24 protein-coding genes and 1 riboswitch are annotated in these 25,133 nt (G+C 37.6%); of the genes, 2 read left to right on the forward strand and 22 right to left on the reverse strand.

Features of this window, described 5'->3' with window-relative positions:
* Window positions 1-15: 15 nt before the first annotated feature.
* The 22 genes from X953_RS12830 to X953_RS12930 form a co-directional block, all read right to left on the reverse strand.
* Window positions 16-1,410 carry a bifunctional UDP-sugar hydrolase/5'-nucleotidase gene (locus tag X953_RS12830; RefSeq protein ID WP_040955941.1) on the reverse strand — a complete coding sequence of 465 codons (1,395 nt, stop codon included), beginning with the start codon at window positions 1,408-1,410 and terminating at the stop codon, window positions 16-18.
* Window positions 1,411-1,426: 16 nt separating this feature from the next.
* Window positions 1,427-2,242 (reverse strand): sulfite exporter TauE/SafE family protein, encoded by an 816-nt coding sequence (locus X953_RS12835; RefSeq protein ID WP_084715771.1) that lies wholly within the window; start codon window positions 2,240-2,242, stop codon window positions 1,427-1,429.
* Between the two features lie 242 nt (window positions 2,243-2,484).
* Window positions 2,485-3,882 (reverse strand): Fe-S cluster assembly protein SufB, encoded by a 1,398-nt coding sequence (gene sufB / locus X953_RS12840; RefSeq protein WP_040955943.1) that lies wholly within the window; start codon window positions 3,880-3,882, stop codon window positions 2,485-2,487.
* Between the two features lie 44 nt (window positions 3,883-3,926).
* On the reverse strand, window positions 3,927-4,361 hold the full coding sequence (gene sufU / locus X953_RS12845) for a Fe-S cluster assembly sulfur transfer protein SufU (protein ID WP_040955944.1): 435 nt from the start codon (window positions 4,359-4,361) through the stop codon (window positions 3,927-3,929).
* Entirely contained in the window at window positions 4,351-5,571 is a 1,221-nt protein-coding gene (locus X953_RS12850) for a cysteine desulfurase (RefSeq protein WP_040955945.1), read from the reverse strand. The genes sufU and X953_RS12850 overlap by 11 nt, the downstream gene beginning before the upstream one ends.
* On the reverse strand, window positions 5,571-6,878 hold the full coding sequence (gene sufD / locus X953_RS12855; RefSeq protein ID WP_040955946.1) for a Fe-S cluster assembly protein SufD: 1,308 nt from the start codon (window positions 6,876-6,878) through the stop codon (window positions 5,571-5,573). The genes X953_RS12850 and sufD overlap by 1 nt, the downstream gene beginning before the upstream one ends.
* Window positions 6,879-6,895: 17 nt before the next feature.
* Window positions 6,896-7,681 (reverse strand): Fe-S cluster assembly ATPase SufC, encoded by a 786-nt coding sequence (gene sufC / locus X953_RS12860; protein ID WP_019378657.1) that lies wholly within the window; start codon window positions 7,679-7,681, stop codon window positions 6,896-6,898.
* Between the two features lie 653 nt (window positions 7,682-8,334).
* The gene (locus X953_RS20085) at window positions 8,335-8,505 is read right to left on the reverse strand and encodes a hypothetical protein (RefSeq protein WP_198023273.1); all 171 of its coding nucleotides are present in this window, start codon (window positions 8,503-8,505) and stop codon (window positions 8,335-8,337) included.
* A 201-nt stretch (window positions 8,506-8,706) separates the two neighbouring features.
* On the reverse strand, window positions 8,707-9,528 hold the full coding sequence (locus X953_RS12865; RefSeq protein WP_040955947.1) for a MetQ/NlpA family ABC transporter substrate-binding protein: 822 nt from the start codon (window positions 9,526-9,528) through the stop codon (window positions 8,707-8,709).
* 28 nt (window positions 9,529-9,556) lie between these two features.
* Complete coding sequence (locus X953_RS12870; protein ID WP_040955948.1) at window positions 9,557-10,225, reverse strand: methionine ABC transporter permease; 669 nt, start codon at window positions 10,223-10,225, stop codon at window positions 9,557-9,559.
* Window positions 10,215-11,249 carry a methionine ABC transporter ATP-binding protein gene (locus X953_RS12875; RefSeq protein ID WP_040955949.1) on the reverse strand — a complete coding sequence of 345 codons (1,035 nt, stop codon included), beginning with the start codon at window positions 11,247-11,249 and terminating at the stop codon, window positions 10,215-10,217. Before X953_RS12875 ends, X953_RS12870 begins: the two co-directional genes overlap by 11 nt.
* A gap of 271 nt (window positions 11,250-11,520) precedes the next feature.
* A riboswitch (SAM riboswitch) is annotated at window positions 11,521-11,631 on the reverse strand.
* A gap of 73 nt (window positions 11,632-11,704) precedes the next feature.
* A complete protein-coding gene (locus X953_RS12880; protein WP_040955950.1) occupies window positions 11,705-12,019 on the reverse strand; it encodes a thioredoxin family protein in 315 nt (104 codons plus the stop codon).
* An 11-nt stretch (window positions 12,020-12,030) separates the two neighbouring features.
* Window positions 12,031-12,384: a toprim domain-containing protein gene (locus X953_RS12885; RefSeq protein ID WP_040955951.1), complete on the reverse strand. Its 354-nt coding sequence runs from the start codon at window positions 12,382-12,384 to the stop codon at window positions 12,031-12,033.
* Between the two features lie 130 nt (window positions 12,385-12,514).
* Window positions 12,515-12,898, reverse strand: a complete 384-nt coding sequence (gene gcvH / locus X953_RS12890) for a glycine cleavage system protein GcvH (protein ID WP_040955952.1) — start codon at window positions 12,896-12,898, stop codon at window positions 12,515-12,517.
* 75 nt (window positions 12,899-12,973) lie between these two features.
* The gene (locus X953_RS12895; protein ID WP_040955953.1) at window positions 12,974-13,330 is read right to left on the reverse strand and encodes an arsenate reductase family protein; all 357 of its coding nucleotides are present in this window, start codon (window positions 13,328-13,330) and stop codon (window positions 12,974-12,976) included.
* 212 nt (window positions 13,331-13,542) lie between these two features.
* Window positions 13,543-15,327 (reverse strand): acyl-CoA dehydrogenase family protein, encoded by a 1,785-nt coding sequence (locus X953_RS12900; RefSeq protein ID WP_040955954.1) that lies wholly within the window; start codon window positions 15,325-15,327, stop codon window positions 13,543-13,545.
* Window positions 15,328-15,364: 37 nt separating this feature from the next.
* A complete protein-coding gene (locus X953_RS12905) occupies window positions 15,365-16,540 on the reverse strand; it encodes an acetyl-CoA C-acetyltransferase (RefSeq protein WP_040955955.1) in 1,176 nt (391 codons plus the stop codon).
* Between the two features lie 14 nt (window positions 16,541-16,554).
* Window positions 16,555-18,954: a 3-hydroxyacyl-CoA dehydrogenase/enoyl-CoA hydratase family protein gene (locus X953_RS12910; protein WP_040955956.1), complete on the reverse strand. Its 2,400-nt coding sequence runs from the start codon at window positions 18,952-18,954 to the stop codon at window positions 16,555-16,557.
* A gap of 203 nt (window positions 18,955-19,157) precedes the next feature.
* The gene (locus X953_RS12915; protein WP_040955957.1) at window positions 19,158-20,072 is read right to left on the reverse strand and encodes a proline dehydrogenase family protein; all 915 of its coding nucleotides are present in this window, start codon (window positions 20,070-20,072) and stop codon (window positions 19,158-19,160) included.
* 134 nt (window positions 20,073-20,206) lie between these two features.
* Complete coding sequence (gene copZ / locus X953_RS12920; protein WP_040955958.1) at window positions 20,207-20,413, reverse strand: copper chaperone CopZ; 207 nt, start codon at window positions 20,411-20,413, stop codon at window positions 20,207-20,209.
* 26 nt (window positions 20,414-20,439) lie between these two features.
* Window positions 20,440-22,830 (reverse strand): heavy metal translocating P-type ATPase, encoded by a 2,391-nt coding sequence (locus X953_RS12925; RefSeq protein WP_040955959.1) that lies wholly within the window; start codon window positions 22,828-22,830, stop codon window positions 20,440-20,442.
* A gap of 13 nt (window positions 22,831-22,843) precedes the next feature.
* Complete coding sequence (locus X953_RS12930; protein ID WP_040955960.1) at window positions 22,844-23,146, reverse strand: metal-sensing transcriptional repressor; 303 nt, start codon at window positions 23,144-23,146, stop codon at window positions 22,844-22,846.
* Window positions 23,147-23,430: 284 nt separating this feature from the next.
* Between X953_RS12930 and X953_RS12935 the strand changes: the two genes are divergently transcribed.
* Together X953_RS12935 and X953_RS12940 are read left to right on the forward strand one after the other, a co-directional pair.
* Complete coding sequence (locus X953_RS12935; RefSeq protein WP_040955961.1) at window positions 23,431-24,357, forward strand: metal ABC transporter solute-binding protein, Zn/Mn family; 927 nt, start codon at window positions 23,431-23,433, stop codon at window positions 24,355-24,357.
* A 16-nt stretch (window positions 24,358-24,373) separates the two neighbouring features.
* Window positions 24,374-25,129 carry a metal ABC transporter ATP-binding protein gene (locus X953_RS12940; protein WP_040955962.1) on the forward strand — a complete coding sequence of 252 codons (756 nt, stop codon included), beginning with the start codon at window positions 24,374-24,376 and terminating at the stop codon, window positions 25,127-25,129.
* Window positions 25,130-25,133 lie beyond the last annotated feature (4 nt).

Below are 25,133 nucleotides of genomic sequence, written 5' to 3' on the forward strand. Positions count from 1 at the left end.
ACCCGGTCTATAAATTCACTTAAACTTTGTTTGTAATGTCTTAACCAATAAATCTCTTAAAAATTCCGGCAAAAAGAAATCTTTTCTTTCCGACTTGGCCACTTCTGGCAGGAGCCGACCGAACGTAAACGTATCTGCTGTTGCTACCGTATATATTTTGTTCGATTCTAGAGGGAAACCTTCTAATAACACATTTTTCACGTATTCTTCCCCATTCAAATGCTTGCCTGTGTCTACTTCTAAACCAGCAAATACCATTCTGCCCAATAGCTCACCACGGAACCCAAATCCCTTTAATTTTAGCTCCATGAAATCCTTAGTGAGCGAGGCTCTGATTACCTCTATTAACTCGTCTCCCTTTAACTCAACAACACATGGATTAATTGGATGTGGACATATTCGATGTACGTCACTGTAAGTAATATCTCCAGCTGTTAATTGATCTAGAAGCAAGCCAGAGTTCAACATGGCACAGTCCGCTTGTGTCCATGTCTTTAATGTATTCGTCAGTTCATACATTATAGGTGTTTCTTTAAACCAGTTGACTGCCAGTCCCTCTTCTAAATGAATTACTTTTTCACCAAGAATTTGTTCAGCTTGTTTTTGTAATTCAAAGAGCATCTGTTCAGTATGCATATCTTTTGCCATGGTGGTGATATCTGTAGTGAATGCCTCTTTCCTAACAAGCTTATTAGCATTATGATCCCATGTTAAGGTGACTTCACCGACAAATGCACAATGCTTTCCTGCGGCTGTAATTAGACTATTATTAACTTCTTCACCTGTACGCAATAAGTGATGGGTATGTCCGCCAATAATTATGTCAATAGCAGGAAATCTTCTGGCAATTTCCTGATCCTCACTAATCCCCAAATGCGATAAAAGAACGATTATATCAACTGATTCTTCTAGTTCACTGATATACTTATCCAATGCTTCAAACTGTGGGGAAATATGCCATCCAAGTAACTCATAAAAATCATTAAAAGGTGCTGTTAGACCAATAACTCCGATTCGTACTCCTGCTTCTGTTTCGAAAGCTGTGATTCGTTTTAACCAATCAGGGTTGATCCCATCTGTACTGTGTATATTGGAACAAACCACCTCAAATTCAGCCTCATCATATAAATGGAATAAATCTTCATGGGATAGCGTTATCCCTTCATTATTACCAATCGTTACTGCATCAAATCCAAGCTCGTTCATCAATTTAACATTTGCTTGCCCTAAGGAAGCTTCGCTAATAGGATGCACTCGATCTACATGATCACCAACATCTAAAAGAAAACAGGATTCCTTCTTGTAACGCTTTCCTGCCATACTGTCCTTTAGGTAACCTGCTACCCTCGACCAGTTACTAAAATTGCTATGAAAATCATTTGTATAAAAGATGGATATATTTTCTTCCATTTAAAATCATTGCTCCTTACATTAGGCCTTCAGCTATCATGCGTATCCCAATGATAATCAAGATAGCTCGTAAAATCCATTCCAATGTTTTGCCAGTCAGACGTTGGTTCACCATAGCGCCAATTTTTCCACCAATCCATGCTCCCGGAATAAAAAATATAGCATACTGCCAAATCACATGCCCTAAGACAATATGCGTGCTAGCACCGATAATACTAACAAAGAAAATCATGAACATAGATGTAGCTGTGGCAATATGGGCAGGAATACCAAATAACAGAATCATCGCAGGTACCATAATAGAACCTCCGCCAATCCCAAAAAGCCCGGACATCATTCCAACCATAAATGCCAGTAGAAAAGCCAAATAGACATTAACAGTATAATTGTATGTTTCTCCATTTAGCGTGAAGCTTCTTACATTCTTTCTATTTGATGCATCAACAGATCTCTGCTTCCTTTTAATAAAAAATAGCATAGAGATGATGATCATTACGAATCCAAAATATAATTGAAAATCATCTACATTAACAAATTGATTCAACCAAGATCCTAATATACTTCCTGGTATGCTGCCAGAGAGAAAGTATAAACCTGTTTTATAATCTATTCTACCAGTTTTGAAATAAGCAATTGAGGAAGATAACCCGGTAAAAATCATCGCAACAAGTGAAATACCTACAATAGTCTGCGGAGTCGCCCAAGAAAAAGCCTCTGAAAATTGGTAAAGAAATAGCATGCTTGGTATCATCACTATTCCCCCGCCGAGCCCCATTAAACCACCCACGAAGGCCGTAACTATCCCTATAATAATGCAAATAATATATACCAAAAAAATCCCTTCCATCCAAATTATATTCTATTAATAATTTCCCCAGATAACTATGTAGATAAAAGATTTTAAATTATGTACAGCACTACCTCTTATTTGGTGCTCCATTAAATTTATGGATTTAAAATAAACATTGTTGTCTTTATAAAAGCTGGAAAAATTTAAAATCCAAGTTCTATACTACAATATCCAAAAAAAGACTAAGACGCAATAGCTGCGTCTTAGTCTTTAAAAATTTCGTCTTAGCCAATTGATCCTTCCATTTCGAACTTGATTAAACGGTTCATTTCAACGGCATATTCCATTGGAAGTTCTTTTGTAAATGGCTCAATAAAGCCCATTACAATCATTTCTGTAGCTTCTTCTTCACTTAAGCCTCTACTCATTAAATAGAATAGCTGCTCCTCTGAAACCTTGGATACTTTTGCTTCGTGTTCCAATGAGATATTATCGTTATTAATTTCGTTGTATGGAATGGTATCCGAAGTCGATTCGTTATCCATAATCAGCGTATCACACTCGATGTTTGAACGGGCGCCAGAAGCTTTGCGTCCAAAGTGTACAATTCCTCGGTAGGATACTTTCCCGCCATGCTTAGAAATTGACTTAGATACAATAGAAGATGACGTATTTGGCGCCAAGTGATGCATTTTAGCACCAGCATCCTGCAATTGTCCTTTTCCGGCAATAGCGATAGATAGCGTCATGCCACGGGCACCTTCTCCTTTTAGAAGAACTGCAGGATATTTCATAGTCAGCTTAGAACCGATGTTACCATCAATCCATTCCATTGTAGCATTCTCATCACATGTCGCACGTTTTGTTACAAGGTTATAAACATTGTTTGCCCAGTTCTGAATAGTAGTGTAACGACAATACGCATCCTTTTTAACAAAGATCTCTACTACTGCACTGTGAAGAGAATTTGTTGTATATACTGGTGCAGTACATCCTTCCACATAGTGAACAGAAGCGCCCTCATCCACGATGATTAATGTTCTTTCAAACTGTCCCATATTCTCTGAGTTAATACGGAAATATGCTTGTAACGGTGTACTTGTTTGTACACCCTTCGGTACGTAGATGAAAGAACCACCAGACCACACAGCAGAGTTTAATGCTGAAAACTTATTGTCTGTAGCAGGAATTACTTTACCGAAGTATTCTTTAAATAGCTCTTCATTTTCTTTCAGTGCTGTATCCGTATCCTTAAAGATAATACCCAACTCTTCCAGATCTTCTTTTAAGCTATGATAAACTACTTCAGATTCATACTGCGCAGAGACACCAGCAAGATACTTTTGTTCTGCTTCAGGAATACCAAGCTTATCAAATGTCTGTTTGATTTCTTCTGGTACTTCATCCCACGTACGTCCCTGTCTTTCCGATGGTTTCACATAATAAACAATCTCATCGAAATCTAATTCTGATAGATCTCCGCCCCATTGCGGCATTGGTCGTTCGTAAAAATGTTCTAAAGCTTTCAATCGATAATCAAGCATCCATTGTGGTTCCTCTTTCATTCTGGAAATTTCCTCAACTATTTCGCGGGTAAGTCCCTTTCCAGAGCGGAATACAGAAACATCTCGGTCGTGAAAGCCATATTTATATTCTTCCATTTCCGGCATATTTTTTGCCATGTTAAAAACCTCCTTTAAGGTGTATGTGTTCCTTTAACAACAAACTACTCTTCATTAACACCTTTTTCCATTGCCTTCCAAGCAAGTGTCGCACATTTGATACGTGCAGGGAATTTAGCAACTCCCTGTAATGCTTCTATATCCTCAAGGCTTAGTTTATCCATGTCCACATCTTCACCCAACATCATTTTGGAAAATAACTCGGACATTTCTAAAGCTTCATCTATTTTTTTTCCTTTTACAGCCTGTGTCATCATAGAAGCAGAAGCCATACTTATGGAGCAACCCTCTCCATCAAATTTTGCTTCCTGAACAATTCCATCCTCTACTTGCAATTGGAGTTGGATGCGGTCCCCACAAGTCGGGTTGTTCATATCTACGGTTAGTACATCTCCTTCGATAACACCTTTATTGCGGGGATTTTTATAATGGTCCATAATGACTTGTCTGTAAAGGGTATCAAGGTTATTAAAAGACATTACCAAAGAACTCCTTCGTTTTTAAAAGTCCATCTACTAAACGGTCTACATCTTCTTCTGTATTATATAAATAAAAGCTTGCTCTTGCTGTTGCTGTTACATCCAACCACCTCATTAAGGGTTGTGCACAATGATGACCTGCACGCACCGCAATACCCTCAGCGTCCAGTGCTGTTGCAGTATCATGTGGGTGCACATCATCCAGGTTGAAAGTTACCAACGCAGCACGTTCTTCCGGGCCAAAGATGGTGATGCCCTCAATTGTTCTCATTTGTTTCATGGCATAGTGTGCTAATTTATGCTCATGCTCCAAAATGTTATCCATTCCCACTTCATTTAGAAAGTCAATTGCTGCACCTAATCCGATGGCCCCTGCAATAATAGGCGTTCCACCTTCAAATTTCCACGGCAATTCCTTCCAGGTGGAATCATAAAGGTTTACAAAATCAATCATTTCTCCACCAAATTCAACTGGTTCCATCTTTTCCAATAATTCCTTCTTACCATACAATACCCCTATACCTGTAGGTCCACACATTTTGTGGCCGGAAAATGCATAAAAATCACAGTCCATTTTTTGCACATCCACCTGCATATGTGGTGCTCCTTGTGCACCATCAACTAATAAAACAGCACCTTGGTCATGAGCAACCTTGGCTATATCAGTAATAGGGTTAATTGTTCCCAACACATTAGAAACATGCGTAATAGCAACAATTTTTGTGTTGGAAGTGACCGTCTCTTGGACATCTTCCATAGAGACAGTTCCGTCATCCTGTAAAGGAATATATTTCAATGTTGCTCCGGTAGCCTGAACGACCTGCTGCCAAGGAATTATATTACTATGATGTTCCATCTGGGTGATAACAACCTCATCCCCCGGCTTTAAGTTTGCCCGGCCATAACTCGACGCAACAGTATTAATTGCTGTCGTTGTACCGCGTGTAAAGATGATTTCAGCTGTACTTTTGGCATTAATAAAGCGTCGAATCTTCTCGCGCGCACCTTCGTATTTTTCAGTGGCTCTTGTTCCCAATGTGTGAACACCGCGATGAACATTTGAATTATCTTCACGATAATAATTGTTCACAGCCTCTATAACGGAGGCCGGCTTCTGGGAAGTTGCTGATGAATCCAAATACACTAATGGGTGTCCATTCACTTCCTGTTGTAAAATAGGAAATTGTTGCCTGATGGCTTTCACATCCATTAGTATACCTTCCTTTCAATAACTTGCGTTAATTGATTCTTAACCGATTCAATTGGTAATTGATTTACGACTGGTGCAAGGAATCCGTGAATAATGAGTCGCTCAGCCTCTGCTTGTGAAATACCGCGGCTCATCAAATAATATAATTGGAGTGGATCTACACGTCCAACTGAAGCTGCGTGCCCAGCTGTTACATCATCTTCATCAATTAATAGAATCGGATTGGCGTCCCCTCGTGCTTTTTCACTGAGCATGAGCACTCGTGATTCTTGCTCTGCGTTGGACTTGGAAGCACCATGTTCAATTTTTCCAATTCCATTAAATATAGAAGTAGCACTTTCCTTCATTACTCCGTGCTGTAGAATATGTCCTTCAGAATTTTTACCAAAATGGACAATCTTAGCGGTAAAGTTTTGAATTTGCTTACCACGTCCTACAGATACTGTTTTTGCGTTGGAAACAGCATTATCACCAATCAGGTGGGTAATATTCTCAGATACCGTGTTCCCATCATTCATTTGACCTAAAGCCCAGTCAATTACGGCGTCACGGTAAGCGACCCCACGACGATTATTGTAGACGGTTGTACCTGAAGCGAAATTGTCAACTGCACCAAATGATATCTTGGCATTATCCTGTGCAATAACTTCAGTAACAATGTTGGCTACAGTTTCTTCATCCTGATTCTGAGAAATATAGTTTTCTACATAAGTTAGAGAGCTATTTTCCTCTGCTACCACAAGCACATGATTAAACAGCGCTGCTTCGGGATCTTCTTGCCAAAAAATAGTTTGTATTGGAACATCAATTTGAACATCTTTCGGTACATGAACAAATATACCGCCGTTCATTAAAGCAGCATGTAAAGCTGTTAAGCGATGCTCATCAACAGATACAGCGTCCTTCATGTAATAACGTTGTACTAGTTCTCCATGCTCTTTAAGTGCTGTGAATATATCTGTAAAAATTACACCTTTGTCTTTTAATTCCTTACTTAGCGTGCTATAAGCAACAGAATTATTCCGTTGGATAAGTAAGTTTTCAGGAGCATTATCCTTATCAAGGAATTCTTCCAGCTCGGAAGGTAATTCCTTCAACGAAGAAAATGTTTCTCCCTCTGCACCATGCTTAAAACGAGTAAAATTCCACCTGTTAATTTTCGTTTTATCAGGTTTAGGCATTTCTAAGTGCTCTGCTTGTTCTAATGCCTGCAGACGCAATTCCTTCATCCAAGCAGGTTCATTTTGATTTACTGAATAATTTTCCACATACGACTTATCGTATGGAAGCTTCGTTTCCACAGTCATGTTACCCCTCCTTACTTCTACGCGTTTTGCCCTACAGTTTCGTCTTCAATTCCTAGTTCTTCCTTAATCCAATCATAACCTTCTGCTTCAAGACGCTGAGCAAGCTCCGGTCCTCCTGATTTAACGACACGACCTTGCATCATAACATGAACATGGTCAGGTGTAATATAGTTTAGCAAACGTTGGTAGTGGGTAATGATTAAGCAACCGAAGTTATCATCACGTAACTTATTAATTCCTTTGGAAACAACTTTTAATGCATCAATATCCAGCCCAGAATCAATCTCATCCAAAATAGCGATTTCCGGTTTTAACAACATTAGTTGTAGAATCTCGTTACGCTTTTTCTCCCCACCGGAGAACCCTTCGTTTAAATAACGTTGTGCCATATTCTTATCTATTTCTAGAAAATCAAGCACACTGTCCATTTCTTTAATGAATTTCATTAATGAAATTTCGTCTCCTTCTTCGCGACGTGCATTAATAGAAGAACGTAGGAAATCAGAGGTAGTTACTCCACTAATTTCACTTGGATACTGCATTCCAAGGAACAGACCTGCGCGTGCGCGTTCATCTACTTCCATTTCAAGAACATCTTCTCCATCAAGGTGGACAGATCCGTCTGTAATTTCATATTTAGGGTGACCCATAATTGCAGAAGCAAGTGTGGATTTACCAGTACCATTTGGTCCCATAACAGCATGGAATTCTCCACCTTTTATTGTAAGGTTTACACCTTTTAATATCTCTTTACCTTCGATTGACACATGTAGATTCTTGATTTCTAACGTTGACCCTGCCATATCTATACCTCCAGTTACTAGTAATTTAATTATATTTGAATAGATAAGATATCCATTCTCAATTTATTCTCATTACAATCTTAAATCATTTCGAATGTATTATCAACTCTTTTAGATTGTATAGGTTTGAACCATTGTAACTTTATTCTTCTAAGCTTAACGATTGTCATTTTGGTTTCAATAAAATTCATTTTTCTTTACCGTTTCCAAGTATAATGGATGAGGATATTTTTTAAACTTATATTATGTAATTACAATGTCACTCAACACACGGACCAATTATTCGCAGAGTTGGAGTAAACTCCGACGTAACTTTGTTGATGAAAAGCTCAGTGAAATATTTGAGGGAAATTGCCCCATTGATTTTCGTTGCATGCGGACGCTTTCACACCTCCGGGTACAAGTGCGACATCTGTTCGTTACCTCACAGTGTCTTCTTTGCCGCCCGGCATGGCTTCAGCCGCTTCCTCCGCTACGCTCCGTGCATGATCTTCAGCCCATGCTATTCCGGCAGGAGTCGCGGGCCAAAAGGACGTTGGTCATGCAATCGTTGCCACAGGATGTTAATCTAATACTTCTACCTAATATAGTGCCCTGTCTTAACACATAGTAATACCGATGCCCACAAGGACACCGGTAAATGAGTTCTCTATTTATCTCTGTATTTGACTTTCTAAGTCCGCTTTCAGCTGTTTACATTTTTCATACTCGCGTTCTCTTCTTCTTTCTACTGCGAGGCGATTTTCCAATTTACGTTCATACTCTGCATACCCAATTTTATGGGATTGTTGCATTGCTTTCTCCATTTCAGGAGTGTAGTTCATACTTATTCCACTATTAATAGTGAATCATCCTTTCGGTTTGTTTACGTTACTTATCGTAACACAAGGACAATTCCCGCTTCAATGAGTCTATAAACGTATGTGGAAGGATATAACTTCATATGAGATGGTAATTTTCAGAATTCGCATTGTCTTCATAAACATTCCGCTTATTTCAAGCATATACTGTTAATTGCTCTGTTTTTATTTACTACTATCCACTGGGACAACTGCTCCATCATATTTTTCCAATATAAAATCCTGGATCTTTTTTGAATGGAGAACTTCAACCAATTTATTCAGTGCTTTATTATCTTTATCTTCAGCTTGTACAGCGACCACATTCACATATGGTGATTTTTCGTCCTCAATAAATAAGGCATCTTCCGTAGGATTCAGTTCTGCTCCAATTGCATAGTTTGTATTAATTACCACAAGAGCATTTTCTTCTGTTTCATATAGTTCCGGCAATAAAGCTGGATCATAGTCTGGTGAGAATTTTAATTTTTTTGGGTTTTCTACAATGTCATCTACTGTGGCTTCTGCTTTTTTCACATTCTTATCTAATTTAATTAAACCTTCTTTTTCGAACAATGCGAGTACACGACCACGGTCAGAAACAGAATTACTCATAATAATTTCGGTACCATTAGGAATATCTTTTGTACTTTTAATTCCTTTTGAATATGCTCCCATCGGCTCGATGTGTATACCATCAATATAATCCAGTTCATATCCTGTATCTTCTATGGTTTGTTCTAAATATGGTATATGCTGAAAATAGTTCGCATCTAAATCCCCATTTGCCAAATCATCGTTTGGTAATACATAGTCCTCATATTGTTCTATTTCCAGTGTAATGCCTTCCTCTTTAAGTAAGGGCTTCGCTTCTTCTAAAATTTCAGCATGGGGGACACTGGATGCTCCTACTTTAATTGTATTTTCATCTGAGGAACTGTCCTCCCCGCCACAAGCTGCTAGTACTAGTACTAATAGTAATGAAATAAAAGTAATTAATTTCTTCATTTTGTATTCCTCCTGGTTTAAATTTAATTTATCTCTTATCTAATTTATTAGCAATATAGTCTCCAATAAATTGGAAGATAAATACAATAATCACAATAATAATGGAACAAATCAATACGATATCAAAATCGCGACGCTGAAACCCGGAATAATATGCATAACTTCCCAAACCACCAGCTCCAATTGCTCCGGCCATTGCTGTATAGCCAATTAAGGCGATTGCTGTTACTGTTAATCCTGAAATAAGAGCGGGCATCGATTCAGGCAACAATACCTTGAAAATTATTGTGCTTGTTTTAGCTCCCATTGCTTTGGCAGCTTCCACAACTCCTTTATCCACTTCTCTCAAGGCAATTTCTACCAACCTTCCGTAAAAAGGAGCTGCACCGATAATTAAGGCAGGCAAGGCGCCATTTGGGCCTCGGATTGTCCCCATAAGAAAGTTAGTAAATGGAAATAACAGTAATATGAGAATAATAAAGGGAATAGCTCTAAATATGTTCACAAACGCAGCCACTATAAAATGCACAAACTTATTTTGCCATATACCATTTTTCGTTGTCAGATATAATAATAAACCGAGCAATATGCCAAATATAAACGTTCCAATTAAAGCAATGATTGTCATATAAAATGTTTCATACGTGGCGCCCCAAAAATCTTCTAAATTAATACTAGGGAACAAATCAGTTAACATGCTGTACGACCTCCAATTCTACAGAGGTTTCTTTTTCTATATACTGAATAGCTTGGTTAATTTCAGTTTGGTCACCATCCATTTGCACAAATAGTGAACCATAAGCCCCTGCCTGTGTCTGTGTGATTTTACCCTGTAATATGTTAATATTCACATTAAATTTTTTAGCAATTTGACTGATTAAAGCTTGGTTAGTAGTTTCACCCACAAAATGCAATCGTATAATTTTCCCATGTTTGTATGACTGAATAAGTTGCTGCAAGTCTTCTTCCTCTTCATTACTACCCATTACCTGTTCTACAAATTTCCGGGTAACATCTTGTTGTGGTTTTAAAAAGACATCCAGAACGTTTCCTTGTTCCACGATTTTGCCACTTTCCATTACTGCGACCCGATTACAAATTTTTCGTATGACATGCATTTCATGAGTTATCAAGATAATCGTCAAGCCGAGTTGCGCATTGATATCTACTAATAAATCTAAGATTGAATTCGTCGTTTCAGGATCCAGAGCGGATGTTGCTTCATCGCAAAGCAAAACTTTTGGTCTATTGGCCAAAGCCCGAGCTATACCTACACGCTGTTTTTGTCCCCCGCTTAATTGAGATGGATAAGCATTTTCTTTTCCTGCTAAACCAACCAAGTTAATCAATTCTTGCACCCTGTCATCTCGTTCTGTTTTAGGAACACCTGAGATTTCTAAAGGGAATGTAATATTCTCTTTTACCGTGCGAGACCACAATAGATTAAAATGTTGGAATATCATCCCTATTTCCTGTCGTGCTAATCGGAGCTCTTTTTGTTTCAATGTACTTATCTCTTGATTATTAATTGTTATTTGACCTTCCGATGGTTCTTCCAAGCGGTTTAACAGACGTACGAACGTACTTTTTCCCGCCCCACTATAACCAATAAATCCAAAAATATCGCCTTCATTAATAGACAGGGTTATATCATCAACTGCTGTCACTTGATTATGTTTGTCTGTGTTAAAAATTTTGCTTAAACCCTTTATGGAAATCACGCTTAATCCTCCTTGTAAACTACAACAAACCTATTTTGCCCTAAAAGATTGTTTCTACATCAAAATTAGAGCGGTAAGAATAATTTTAAAATGTTCTATCTGCTGTAAAGAAGCAGTAAAATGTATTCGCAATTAATTCGCAATCAATAACGTAACAAATTTTTATAGGAATACATTGATGCTTTAAGTTCTCAATAGTAATGTAGAACCAAAAATAAAATAACGCCTTTCTGCAAGAGAACAGAAAGACGTTAGTTATTGTCATTTCGTTCTCTCATCTTCCAAAGCTTTCACTTTGCTGGAATTAGCACCTTTCAAACAGAAGTGTTTGAAGGTTGCCGCGGTTTCTTAGGGCCAGTCCCTCCACCGCTCTAGATAAGAGTCCACATTATTAAGTTTAAAATTAATAGACAAATAGTATCATGCGCCTAACATATTGTCAATCGTTTATATAATCAGGTGGATAAGAACAATTCTGGTTTGTATTCCAAAAGGTACGTATACAGATTACCGATTGACTTAAATGCATACACTTTTTCTTTAATTTCATTATTATGCTTTATTAGTAAGCAAGGCACACTCTCCACCTGATTTTCAAGCATGAATTCAGGATGTAAAGAGGCATTCATAGTAAGAAAAAGGTTCTCCTGATGAACAGTTTCAATCTTTTCAAGCATCCCTTTGGCTACCGAACAGGTACCGCAAAAGGGAGTATAAATATAAAGTAAATACTCAGATTGCTTTAACTGATCTGTCTTAATTTCTTGCAAAAAATCACCTTCTAAAAAAGGAACATTGGGTTTACAGCTATCCGCTTATTTACTAAAGCAGCTGCCAAAACATGTTCCGGGGTTGTTGCAACTTCGCGATATTCACTACTCACATAAATGTGTTCCGCGTGGGGCAGTTCCCGTGCTAATTGTTTTCTAAGTTTCCATCCGGAACGATCCTCATCAACGAAAATAAACACATCTTTATAATCCAAATGATATGTTTCAAGAAGTTCATCGAACCTCTCCACCCCTAGCGTTCCATTTGTACAAATAATTGTTACGTCATCTGTAATAACTTTATTTATTTGTTTTTTATCTGTTAACCCTTCAACAATAATTACCTTTTCAGATTCATGAGCCATGATTACACAACACCTCTCAGGAATTCAAGCAATATGGTCTACATAATTCATTATATGATGAAAACAAGGCTGGCTATACAACCTTTTTAAAAGTTATATGCCAGCCCAGTTAACTTGGATTTATTTATAATTAATCTTCTTTAATGAATTCTTCATATTTTTCGCTTGATAAAAGGTCATCCATTTCATCATTATTGGATGGTTCAACAACAATCATCCATGCTTTTTCGTATGGAGATTCATTTACAAATTCAGGGCTATCTTCAAGTTCTTCGTTGACTTCCACAACTTTACCACTAATTGGTGCATAGAGCTCAGAAACAGTTTTAACTGATTCCACACTACCAAATGGCTCATCTAACTCAATTTCTTCGCCAACTTCTGGCAATTCTACAAAAACAATATCTCCTAGTTCATCTTGAGCGAAGTCAGTAATCCCAATACGGACTTTATCATCTTCTTTTTTTACCCACTCATGCTCTTCTGAATATAATAGATCTTTTGGTAAGTTCATTGCTATCCCTCCATTAGATAATTCCAATTTAACTATACAAGTTATAATCATTTTTTTCTAGTGTTTTATCTTATTTTATAACCAATTTTCATTAAAAGTTTCTTCTTTATATCCAACGGTTACTTTTTGACCATCCGTTACAATTGGACGCTTGATCAGCATACCGTCAGAAGCTAACATTTCTGCCATCTGTGGAACGGTTGCATCTTTAATCTTTTCCTTCATATTTAATTCACGGTATTTTTTACCGCTAGTATTAAAAAATTTCTTTGCAGGTAAACCGCTTTTATCAATTAACTCCTCCATTTCTTCTTTGCTAGGTGGATTTTCGACAATATGTACAGGTTTGTAAGAGATACTATGATCATCCAGCCATTGTTTAGCTTTTTTACAAGTCCCGCAATTTGGGTACCAATAGAATGTTACAGCCATCAACATCTTCCTTTCTTATGTATCCTGTTAAGAGTATATCAAATTTGATTACATAATAAGAAAAGTAATGCTTGTTCTTCATTTAGAGAAGATGAATATAAATCACCATGTTAAATATAAATATCTATATCAAGTTATTTCACCTTTTAAACAGAACGTAAAGTAATATAAAAAATCCCATCGAGAATACGCGATGGGATTTTAGTAAAAACCTAGACTATATATTTTTCTTCTTCAATTATTTTAGCTGCGATTTCACGTTTCTTTTCAATGACATTTGTTGGTGTGTGACGAGTTAATTTTCTTAATGAAGAAAGCATCATACGTAATGTATCTCCTGATTCCACAGCAATTAATGTTTCTTTTGCATCTGCTTCAATTTTGTTAAATGCTTCTTGAACATAAACCTGGGTATAAAGAAGCTTTTGTTTATTCTTTTCTGCACCCGATTTTTCTATCGCTTTTTCAGTTCGCAGAATAGCTGCTTCCATATTATAAACTTCTGCAGTCATATCTGCTAGATTAACTAGGATTTCCTGTTCCTGGTCAAGCTTTTTCATATACTTTTGAGCTGCTAATCCTGCACCTAGCAATACCATTTTTTTAGCATTCCTTAATAGATACTTCTCTTGCTCCAATGGTTCAATACCAACTTCCTCTGGCATCATCATCATAAGTTCCTCTTGCAGGCTTTGAGCTTTTTGAAGTAATGGAAGTTCACCTTTCATAGCTTTTTTCAATAAAGTACCAGGTACGATAAATCTATTTATCTCATTCGTTCCTTCGAAAATACGATTGATTCTTGAATCACGATACATACGCGCCACTTCATATTCTTCCATAAATCCATATCCGCCATGTAACTGAACAGCTTCATCCACAACGTAATCCAGACACTCTGTTGCTGTATATTTATTCATAGAACACTCAATTTGATATTCAGCAATGGCTCGCGCAATTTCACGCCCATCCTTTAATTGTTCATCACTTAGTGCTCCCATACGCTGTTCAAATAAACCTACAGTACGATATACAGCACTTTCATTCGCATATGTTTTGGCAGCCATTGTGGCTAATTTTTCCTTTGTTAAAGAAAAACTGGCAATTGGCGTACCAAATTGCTTTCTTTCTTTCACATACTTTGTTGCCACTTCAATTGCACGTTTTGAACCGCCAACACCTCCAATAGCGAGCTTATAACGTCCAACATTCAAAATATTAAACGCAATAATATGGCCGCGTCCTTTTTCACCTAATAAATTTTCAACAGGCACTTCTGCATCCTCTAAAATTAATGTGCGTGTAGAAGAACTCTTAATACCCATTTTCTTTTCCTCTGGTCCTGTTGATACTCCAGGGAATTCTCTTTCTACAATAAACGCGCTAAAGTGCTCCCCATCTATTTTCGCATACACAATAAATACATCAGCAAAGGCAGAGTTCGTTATCCATTGTTTTTCACCATTTAAAATATAGTGCGTGCCTGCCTCATTTAATTTTGCGGTGGTCTTCGCGCCTAAAGCATCTGAACCCGAGCTTGGTTCGGTTAAAGCATATGCTGCCAACAATTCGCCAGTTGCCAGTTTAGGCAGATATTTTTCTTTCTGTTGATCATTACCAAAAAAAACAATTGGTAGAGAGCCGATACCTACATGCGCTCCATGTGTTACAGAAAAACCTCCGGCTCTTGAAAACTTTTCAGTAATTAACGATGAGCTTATTTTATCTAATGCCAATCCACCATATTCTTCTGGTACATCTGCACCTAATAAGCCTAAATCACCCGCTTTTTTCAACAAATCAACAGAATGCTCAAACTCATGATTCTCCAAATTGTCTATCTTGGGCAAAACCTCTCCAATCACAAAATCCTCCGTTGTTTTTGCGATCATTTTATGCTCTTCTGTAAAATCTTCTGGTGTGATTACATCTTCCCCTCGTAGATCTTCAACTAAAAACGCGCCGCCTTTGAAAAGTCTTTCTTTTGTTTCACTCATACTAAATGCCCCTTTCTATTTTAGAAAATTTTTTATTCTATAGAAGCTCGAATACTCCTGCAGCACCCATGCCCCCACCAATACACATTGTTACAACTCCATATTGTACCTGTTGCCTTTTCATCTCATTGATCAAGCTTAACGTTAGCTTTGTTCCTGTCATACCAAGTGGATGACCAAGGGCGATTGCTCCCCCATTTACATTTACTTTTGACATGTCTAAATCCAATGCTTCAATAACACGTAATGATTGGGAAGCAAAAGCTTCGTTCAGTTCAAATAATCCGATATCTGCTAGTTGAAGACCAGCAATTTTTAATGCTTTGGGGATAGCCTCCACAGGGCCAACTCCCATAATCTCAGGTTCTACACCTGCTACAGCGAAGGACCGGAATTTCACAAGTGGGGCTAACCCTTCTGCCACCGCTTTTTCCTTATCCATAACCAATACAGATGCAGCGCCATCGCTCATTTGAGAAGAATTCCCAGCCGTCACTGATCCTTTCACATGAAAAGCCGGACGTAGTTTTGCCAATACCTCTGTAGTAGTTCCTGCACGCACACCCTCATCCATTTCAAATATAAATTTCTTTTCTTCTACTTTATTGTTTTTACCAATCACTCGCTCCGTAACTTCCACAGGAACAATTTCATCAGTAAATTTACCTTCTTGGATTGCTTTTGCTGCACGCTCATGACTTTGTGCAGCAAACATGTCTTGGTCGGCACGTGATATTCCAAAACGATTAGCTACTTCTTCGGCCGTATGTCCCATCCCCATATAATAGCCAGACGCATCCTGAACAAGCTTGGAATTAGGCTTGATAACATGCCCCCCCATTGGGATTAGACTCATAGATTCTGCACCGCCCGCTATAATTGTGTCACTTGCGCCAACCATAATGCGCTCAGCAGCAAATGCAATGCTTTGTAATCCTGATGAACAGTAGCGGTTGATCGTGATGCCAGGGACATCTTGCTTCAAGCCTGCAAGTCCAGCTATATTACGAGCCATATTCATTCCTTGTTCCGCCTCAGGCATAGCGCAACCAATAATTACATCATCAATCGTTCCTTCATAATTACCTGCCCGCTTTAAGGTTTCTTTTATCGTTAAGGCTGCTAAATCGTCTGGCCGACTATTTTGTAGTGATCCTTTTTTTGCTTTTCCTACAGGGGTTCTAGCTCCTGCAACAATAACTGCTTCCTTCACATTTCTTCCCCCTTTTAATTACGTAATGGTTTCCCTTTTAATAACATGTGTTGCATTCTTGCTTGTGTTAATGGTTCTCCTATTAAACTAAGAAATGCTTCTCTTTCTAAATCCAGCATGACTTGTTCGTCTAGTAACGTGCCTTCTTTAACTCTGCCACCAGATAAAACAAATGCTAGTTTCTCAGCAATTTTTACATCGTGTTCAGAAGCATATCCGCTCAATTGCAGGTTCTTCGCTCCTAATAACATAGCAGCATAACCAGAATCACCGACTACTGGTATCTTTTCTCGTTTTGGTGCTTGGTAGCCTGCTTTCGCTAAAGACAAAGCCTTCTCTTTTGCATCATGTAATAAATGATCAGCATTTTTACTTATCGCATCATTATAATCTAAAAAGCCATTCTCTCTTGCCTCTTCTGCTGAGGTGGATACTTTAGCTGTCGCTACTTTTTCAAATACATCATTAGCAACTTTGGAAAGGTCGAAATCTACCCCGCTAGGTAAATTACGTAACTCTTTAAGATACAGTTCTTTTGTTCCGCCACCTCCAGGAATTAGACCGACACCGAACTCAACGAGCCCCATATACGTCTCCGGAGCTGCTTGAATAGCTGCCGCTGGCAAAGAAACTTCTGCTCCTCCCCCTAATGTCATATTAAACGGGGCAGCGATAACTGGTTTGTTTGCATATTTTATCGACATTGCCATGTTTTGGAATTGTCGCACAACCATTTCCAGTTCAAAGAAATTATCATCTTGTGCTTCCATCAGCATCATACCCAGGTTGGCACCTACACAGAAATTTTTACCTTGATTTCCGATAACTAGACCCTCATAATTCCTATCCACTTCTTCAATGGCATAATTAACCATTTGTATAATATCAAGACCGATAGCATTACTCTGTGAGTGGAATTCCAGTCCTAAGACTCCATCTCCTAAGTCTATTAAACTTGCACCCGTATTCTTTTTAATGACCCCTTTTGTTTCTTTAGTTAATTGAAGATTAATTTCTTTTTTATTAAACGTCTGCTTTTTATACTTCCCTTGGTCATAATAATAAACATTGCCATCTTCTTTCTTATAAAAAGATGTATGCCCATCTTCAAGGAACTTCATTACCCATGCCGGGATTCTTTCGTCTTCCTCTTGCATACGCTTAATTGAATTTTCTACCCCTATAGCATCCCATGTCTCAAATGGACCAATTTCCCAACCAAATCCCCATTTCATTGCATGATCAATAGAAACGATGTCATCCGCTATTTCACCAAGCAATTCTGCTGAATAAAGCAGTACTGGTTTTAATATAGACCATACAAGGTCTCCGGCTCTATCACCCTTCGATGGTACAAGCGCTTTCAATTTTCTAGTTGTACCTTTTTCTTGTTTAGCCATTTCCGTAGCTGTGGTTTTTAATTTCTGTCTCTCTTCATACTCCAATGTCTCCGGATTTAGTTCGTAAATAATGCTGCCACTCTTTTCTTTTTTCTTAAGGAAAAATCCCTGACCGCTTTTAGCTCCAAGCCAGCCTTTTTCGTGCATTTTTCTCATAAATTCCGGTACATCAAATACTTCTTTTTCTGCTCCTTCAACTTGATCATATACATTCTTAGCAACATGAATAAATGTATCCAAACCAACTACATCCAATGTTCGGAAAGTCGCACTTTTCGGTCTGCCAATCATAGGACCGGTAACCGAATCTACCTCTCCAACACGATAACCACCTTTTAACATTTCTCTTACTGTAACAAGCAGACCATAGGTCCCTATCCTGTTTGCAATAAAGTTAGGTGTGTCCTTTGCTTCCACTACGCCTTTACCTAGTACATTTTCTGCAAATTTCTTCATGAACTGAAGCACTTCTTGATCCGTATCTTTTGTTGGAATGATCTCCAATAACTTTAAATATCTCGGCGGGTTAAAGAAGTGTGTACCAAGGAAATGTTTACGAAAATCTTCTGAACGCCCTTCTGCCATCGCTTCTACGGAAATTCCAGATGTATTTGAGCTTACAATAGATCCTTCTTTGCGATACTTATCCACTTTAGAAAACACTTTTTTCTTAACTTCCAGATTTTCAACAACTACTTCAATAATCCAATCTACTTCTCCCAACTTTTCCATATCATCGTCCATATTACCAACTTCTATTAGATCTAATGTTTTCTTTGAAGTAATTGGTGATGGCTTTTGCTTTAATAGAGCTTTTTTGCTGTCGGCTGCCATCTTGTTTCGTACAGCAGGATCCTCTAAACTTAATCCTCTCTCCTGCTCTTTTTTTGTTAACTCACGTGGAACGATATCAAGCATAATTGTCGGAATACCTACGTTAGCCAAGTGAGCAGCAATTCCGGAACCCATTACGCCTGAGCCTAATACCGCGGCACGCCTGATTGATTGCTTCATCTTTTGTCCCCCATTCTCTTTTTGAATGAATACTCATTCATTTTACTGCGAAAATAAAAAGATAGCTCCCTATCCATCTATTACTACTATAAAATACTTTCTGACATTTCGCAATAAATAACTAAAAAAATAATTAATTATATTTAGATATGTGATCAATATCTATTGATCACATATCTATCAATTAAGTCTACACTAATGCTTTACTTTACTACTCCTTTTAATACGAACAATACATTTGCAGGCCGTTCCGCAAGTCGACGCATGTTATAGCCATACCAATCATTACCATAAGGAAGATAAACACGCACTTTATAGCCTTCCATACGTAAACGTTGTTGAAGATCTAGCCGAATGCCATAAAGCATTTGAAACTCAAATTGATCACGAGAAATACCTTCAAGCTGTTCCAGTCTCTTTACATAATATATGATGTTCTCATCATGTGTGCCAATAGCCGTATAGTGACCATTTTCTAAATTCTGTTTGATCAACTTTTTATAGTTCTCGTCTACATCTTTTTTCTTCGGAAAGGCTACTTCAGGTGGTTCTTTATAAGCACCTTTCACAAGTCGAAGATATGGTTCATACGGGCTTAAGTCTTGCATATCTTCTTCTGTACGATACAAGTAAGCTTGCAATACGGTCCCCACATTGTCATATTCTTTTCTTAGCTCTTTAAAAATTTCAAGCGTTTTACCACAACGCGTATGGTCTTCCATATCTATTGTAACGGTTATATTATGTTTGCTGGCAGTATCCAAGATCTTTCGCATATTCTCCATTACAAGCTCTCTAGATATATCAAGTCCCATCGAGGTCATTTTTAAAGAAACCTCTGAATCTAATTTTTTTTCACCTATTACCTCAATGGCATGTATACATTCAGCAGCAGACTCTCTCGCTTCCTCTTCATTATCAATAAATTCTCCGAGATGATCTACTGTAACAGCAAAGCCTTCTTCATTTAGATTATTTATTTTTCTTGCTGCATGCTCAATGTCTATCCCTGCAACAAATCTTGCTGCTCCAAACCGAAGCCCATAATTTTTCGCAGCCTTTGTAAGCGTTTTATTTTTTGATAAAAATAAAAAGAAGTTACGCATAAGTTGTTCCATGCTATATTACCCCCAAATAAAAAATGTAGTGCAATTTATTAACTATTATTCTATCATTTTTCTCTGAAAATAAATATCTTTTTCCTCAAAAATAAATAGAAAAACTGGTTTCCGCAGTCGGAAACCAGTTTTTCTTATACTACTACGTCATACCCTTGCTCTTCTATAGCTTCACGCATTTTAGCGATTGTTACTTGAGCATTATCATACGTTACATCTACTTTGCCTGTATTAAGGTGTACTTCCACACCAGTAACTCCAGTTAATTCTTCCAAAGCATTTTTGACAGCTTGCTCACAATGTCCACATGTCATACCTCTTACATCTAATGTTGTTTGCATGATTTGAACCCCTTTCGAATTATTTTTTATATCTTAGCTCGCTTCAATCGAAGTGAGTTGGACACAACACTTACAGAACTAAATGCCATAGCAGCTCCGGCAACCCAAGGTGCTAGAAACCCGGCTGCAGCTATAGGAATTCCTGCGCTATTATAAGCTAAGGCCCAGAATAAATTCTGACGAATATTTTTAATTGTTTTATGGCTTAGCTTTATTGCTTTAGGAATAAGCAAAAGCTCTCCCCTTAGAATGGTAACATCTGCAGCTTCAATAGCAACTTCGGTTCCAGTTCCAATGGCAATTCCAATATCGGCAATGGCTAAAGCTGGAGCATCATTTATACCATCTCCTACCATAGCTACTTTATTGCCCTGAAATTGGATTTCTTTTACTTTATCCGATTTTTCCTGTGGTAAAACCTCTGCAATTACATTTTCTTTTTTGATGCCCACTTGAAGTGCAATTGCCTCAGCTGTACGTGTGTTATCTCCTGTAAGCATATATACATCTATATTCAGATCAACTAACTGACCGACCGCTTCCTTTGCGGTTTCTTTTAATGTATCAGCGACAGCTACCAGACCGGAATATTGATTGTTTACAGCTATAAACATCGTTGTTTTACCTTCAACTTCGAACGCCTTTACCTTTTCTTCTACATTAGAAATATCAATCTGGTTATTTTTCATTAACTTTCTAGTACCTACAAGGATATGGTTCTGGTCAATTTGTGCTTCAATACCGTGCCCTGGAATAGCATGAAATTCATTGGGTTCTTCCAAATGAATTCCTTCCTCCAAAGCATATGCTACAATAGCGTCTGCCAACGGGTGCTCAGAATTATTCTCTGCACTTGCTAACAGCTTTAGAGTTTCATGTGTACCGGAAAAATCAGTTACTTCTGGCCTTCCTTTTGTTAGGGTTCCAGTTTTATCGAAAATAATAGCATTAAGTTGATGTGTACGCTCAAGGTGTTCGCCACCCTTAAACAAGATGCCGTTCTCTGCTGCTTTACCGGTACCTACCATAATTGAAGTTGGCGTGGCTAGCCCTAACGCACAAGGACATGCGATTACAAGTACGGCAATTGCAGCAACTAATGATGATTCAAAATTACCAGGAGCCACAAAAATAAACCAAGCTAAAAATGTTAGAAAGGCAATACCCACCACAATAGGAACAAAATAACCTGAAATAACATCTGCTAATCTTTGGATTGGTGCTTTTGAACCTTGGGCATCTTCTACAGCCTTTACAATAGAAGCTAATGCTGTATCTTTCCCTACCTTTGTCGCCTCCATATCAATTGATCCATTCTTATTCATTGTAGCCCCGATAACGTGTGCTTGGGCATCCTTTTCAATTGGAATAGACTCTCCAGTGATCATGGATTCATCTACAGAAGTCCTTCCTTTCAATACAATACCGTCTACAGGTATTTTTTCTCCAGGCTTTACACGTATGACATCCCCGACAAGTACTTTTTCTACAGGAATCATCTTCTCTGTACCCTCATCTACAAGTCTTGCCTGCTTTGCTTGCAGATTTAAGAGTTTTGAAATAGCAGTAGTTGTTTTGGATTTTGCGTTCGTTTCCAAGTATTTACCGAATAAAATAAGTGTGATTAGGATGGCACTCGTTTCAAAATATAAATGCGGAACATATTCTGAGTAGTATGTTGCTTTTAAGGCTTCATATAAGCTATAGAAGAAAGCAGCACTCGTACCTAATGCTACTAATACATCCATATTAGCACTTCTGTTACGTAAGTTTTTATAAGCTCCCACGTAGAATTGCCATCCAATAATAAATTGAATTGGTGCCGCCAGAACGAACTGAAACCAAGGGTTCATCAAGATAGCCGGAAGCGATAAACCTAACAAATGGTCAAACATGGTTAATAATAATGGAAGGGATAAAATTACAGAAATAACCAGCTTAACTTTCATTTTCTTTATTTGCTTTCCTTTTTCTGTTTTTTTCTCCTGGCTATTTACTTTTATCTTGGCATCATACCCCAACTTTTGAACCTGTTTAATAATATCTTCTTCCTTATATATGGCTGGATTATATTCTACCGAAGCAGTTTCGGTAGTAAGATTTACACTTGCTTGCTTAATACCTTCTCGTTTATTTAATACTTTCTCTATTCTCGAGGAGCATGCAGCACATGTCATACCAATAACTTGAAAATCTGATTTCTTCATTTCTACTCCATAACCAAGTTTTTCAATTCTAGCTGTAATATCCTTCATATTTACCTTGTCAGGATCAAATTGAACATTGGCCTTTTCCGTAGATAGGTTGACATTAGCTTCCACGTCATCCATTTTATTAAGTACCTTTTCAATTCGTGATGAACATGCAGCACATGTCATCCCAGTTATGCCTATACTTGTTTGCGTTTTATTACCCATTGTATTACCCTCCCTATTTGGAGAAATGCTTTAGGACCTCCATCAATTCTTCAATTGCTTCATTTCCTTCTCCCTCTTTAATAGCATGGCTCACACAGTGTTTTGTATGACGTTCTGTTATTGAAAAGCCCACTTTTTTTAGTGCTGCCTGAATGGCATTGATCTGCACTAGTACATCAATACAATAGCGGTCTTCTTCTACCATTTTTTGAATGCCTCGCACCTGTCCCTCTATCCTTTTCAGACGATTAATGACTGCAGATTTTTCATCTTCAGACCTTGGGCGAATGGGACGTTCATATAAGTTATTATCCAATTCTACACACCCTTTCTTATCATCACTTATACAATACCCCCCTATAGTATTTATTGTCAATATATTAGCCTTAGCCCCTTTATTAATTTTAACTCGTATAATTTATTTATTGTCTTTATACGTAATCATTACTGTTTACAAAACGTAACCATTACGCTATTATGATGAAAGGTAATTAAAAAAGCAAAGGTCTTTAATAATGTAGCTTTTTTGACTTTCCACGTGAATTATTGAATGAGCTATTCAATCATAAGTACAAAATAGAGAATGAAAGGATTCAAATCATGAAACAGATTTTTTTAGCACTAATTATTATTCTATTAAGTTTAGGGACAGTGGCCTGTTCCCAACAAAAAGAGCATACAGATGATCAGTTAACTATTTATACTTCCATTTATCCAATCCAATTTGCAATTGAACAAATTGGCGGATCACGGGTGAATACAAATACAATTTACCCTCCAGGGGTAGACGCACATACCTATGAGCCCACTTCCAAGACAATGACAACCCTTGCTGAAAGTAATGCATTTATATTTTTGGGTGCAGGCATGGAGGCATTTGCCGAAAAAGCTGCAGATGCTCTTGCAAAACAAGAGGTTGAATTAGTAGAGCTTGGTAAGCATGAGGAGTTATTCCACACAGAGCAGAAACAAGAACACACACATGACGATGGGCATCACCACGGGGGCCACAACCCCCATATATGGCTTGATCCACAAAGAATGATGAAGATGACTGAATTAATTAAAGAGGAATTAATAAAATTACAACCAAGCTCGGAAAAATATTTCACCGAAAATTTTAATACTCTAAAACAAGAATTAATGGAATTGGGTAATCTCTATACAGAAAAGCTGGAAAACAAGCAGGATAAAAAGATAATGGTTGCACATGCTGCTTTTTCATACTGGGAAGAGCGTTATGGGATTGAACAAATTGCAATAAATGGTTTATCTTCAAATGATGAACCCTCCCAAAAGGAATTAACTCAGATTATTGACCAAGCAAAAAAATACGATATTAACTATATTGTTTTTGAACAAAATTCATCCAATCGGGTATCTGAGATTATTCAAAAGCAGCTTGGCGCTGAAGCTGTTACGATTCATAACTTAGCTGTATTAACAGATACAGATATTAGAAATGACGAAAACTATTTAACACTTATGAAGCAAAACTTGAAAGTACTTAATGAGATTACAGAGTAAGAATAGAGGGGTATATATGACAGAAACGGTCGTTAGTATGAATAACATCAGTTATGCGTATGAGCGAAAAAATGTATTGGAAAATGTAAACCTTGAAATACCCAAAGGCTCCTTTATGGGTTTAGTGGGACCAAATGGTGGAGGGAAAACAACCTTAATTAAAATTATATTAGGGTTAATAAAACCTGATAGTGGAAATATTCAGCTATTAGGTAACAATATAGATACATTTCGGGAGTGGAATAAAATTGGTTTTGTTTCACAGAAAGCAAACGCATTTAATAAGGGCTTTCCAGCAACAGTATTTGAAGTTGTGTCAATGGGATTAACTGCAAAAATTGGTTATTTAAAATTTTTTAAAGCAAAGCATAAACAAAAGATACTTGAAGCCATTGAACAGGTAGGCATGCTAGAATTTGCTTACCAAAATATCGGTAACCTTTCTGGTGGTCAACAGCAACGGGTCTTTATTGCAAGATCTCTTGTCAATGAACCAGAATTATTAATCCTGGACGAGCCGACCGTCGGGGTTGATACTGAAAACGTGAAGCGTTTTTATGAATTACTTCATCGTTTAAACAGAGAACAAAATATAACTTTATTATTAGTTACACATGATACCGGAACAATGACAGAGCATGCTACTGATATTGTATGTTTAAATAAAACCTTGCATTTTCATGGTGATCCAAAGACATATACATCTTTGTCGGAAAAGGATTTATCAGCTATTTATGGCCATCCCGTAAATGTAGTTATACATGATCATTAAAGTT

Source organism: Virgibacillus sp. SK37 (genome assembly GCF_000725285.1).
In the GTDB taxonomy this organism is placed as follows: Bacteria; Bacillota; Bacilli; order Bacillales; family Amphibacillaceae; genus Virgibacillus_Q.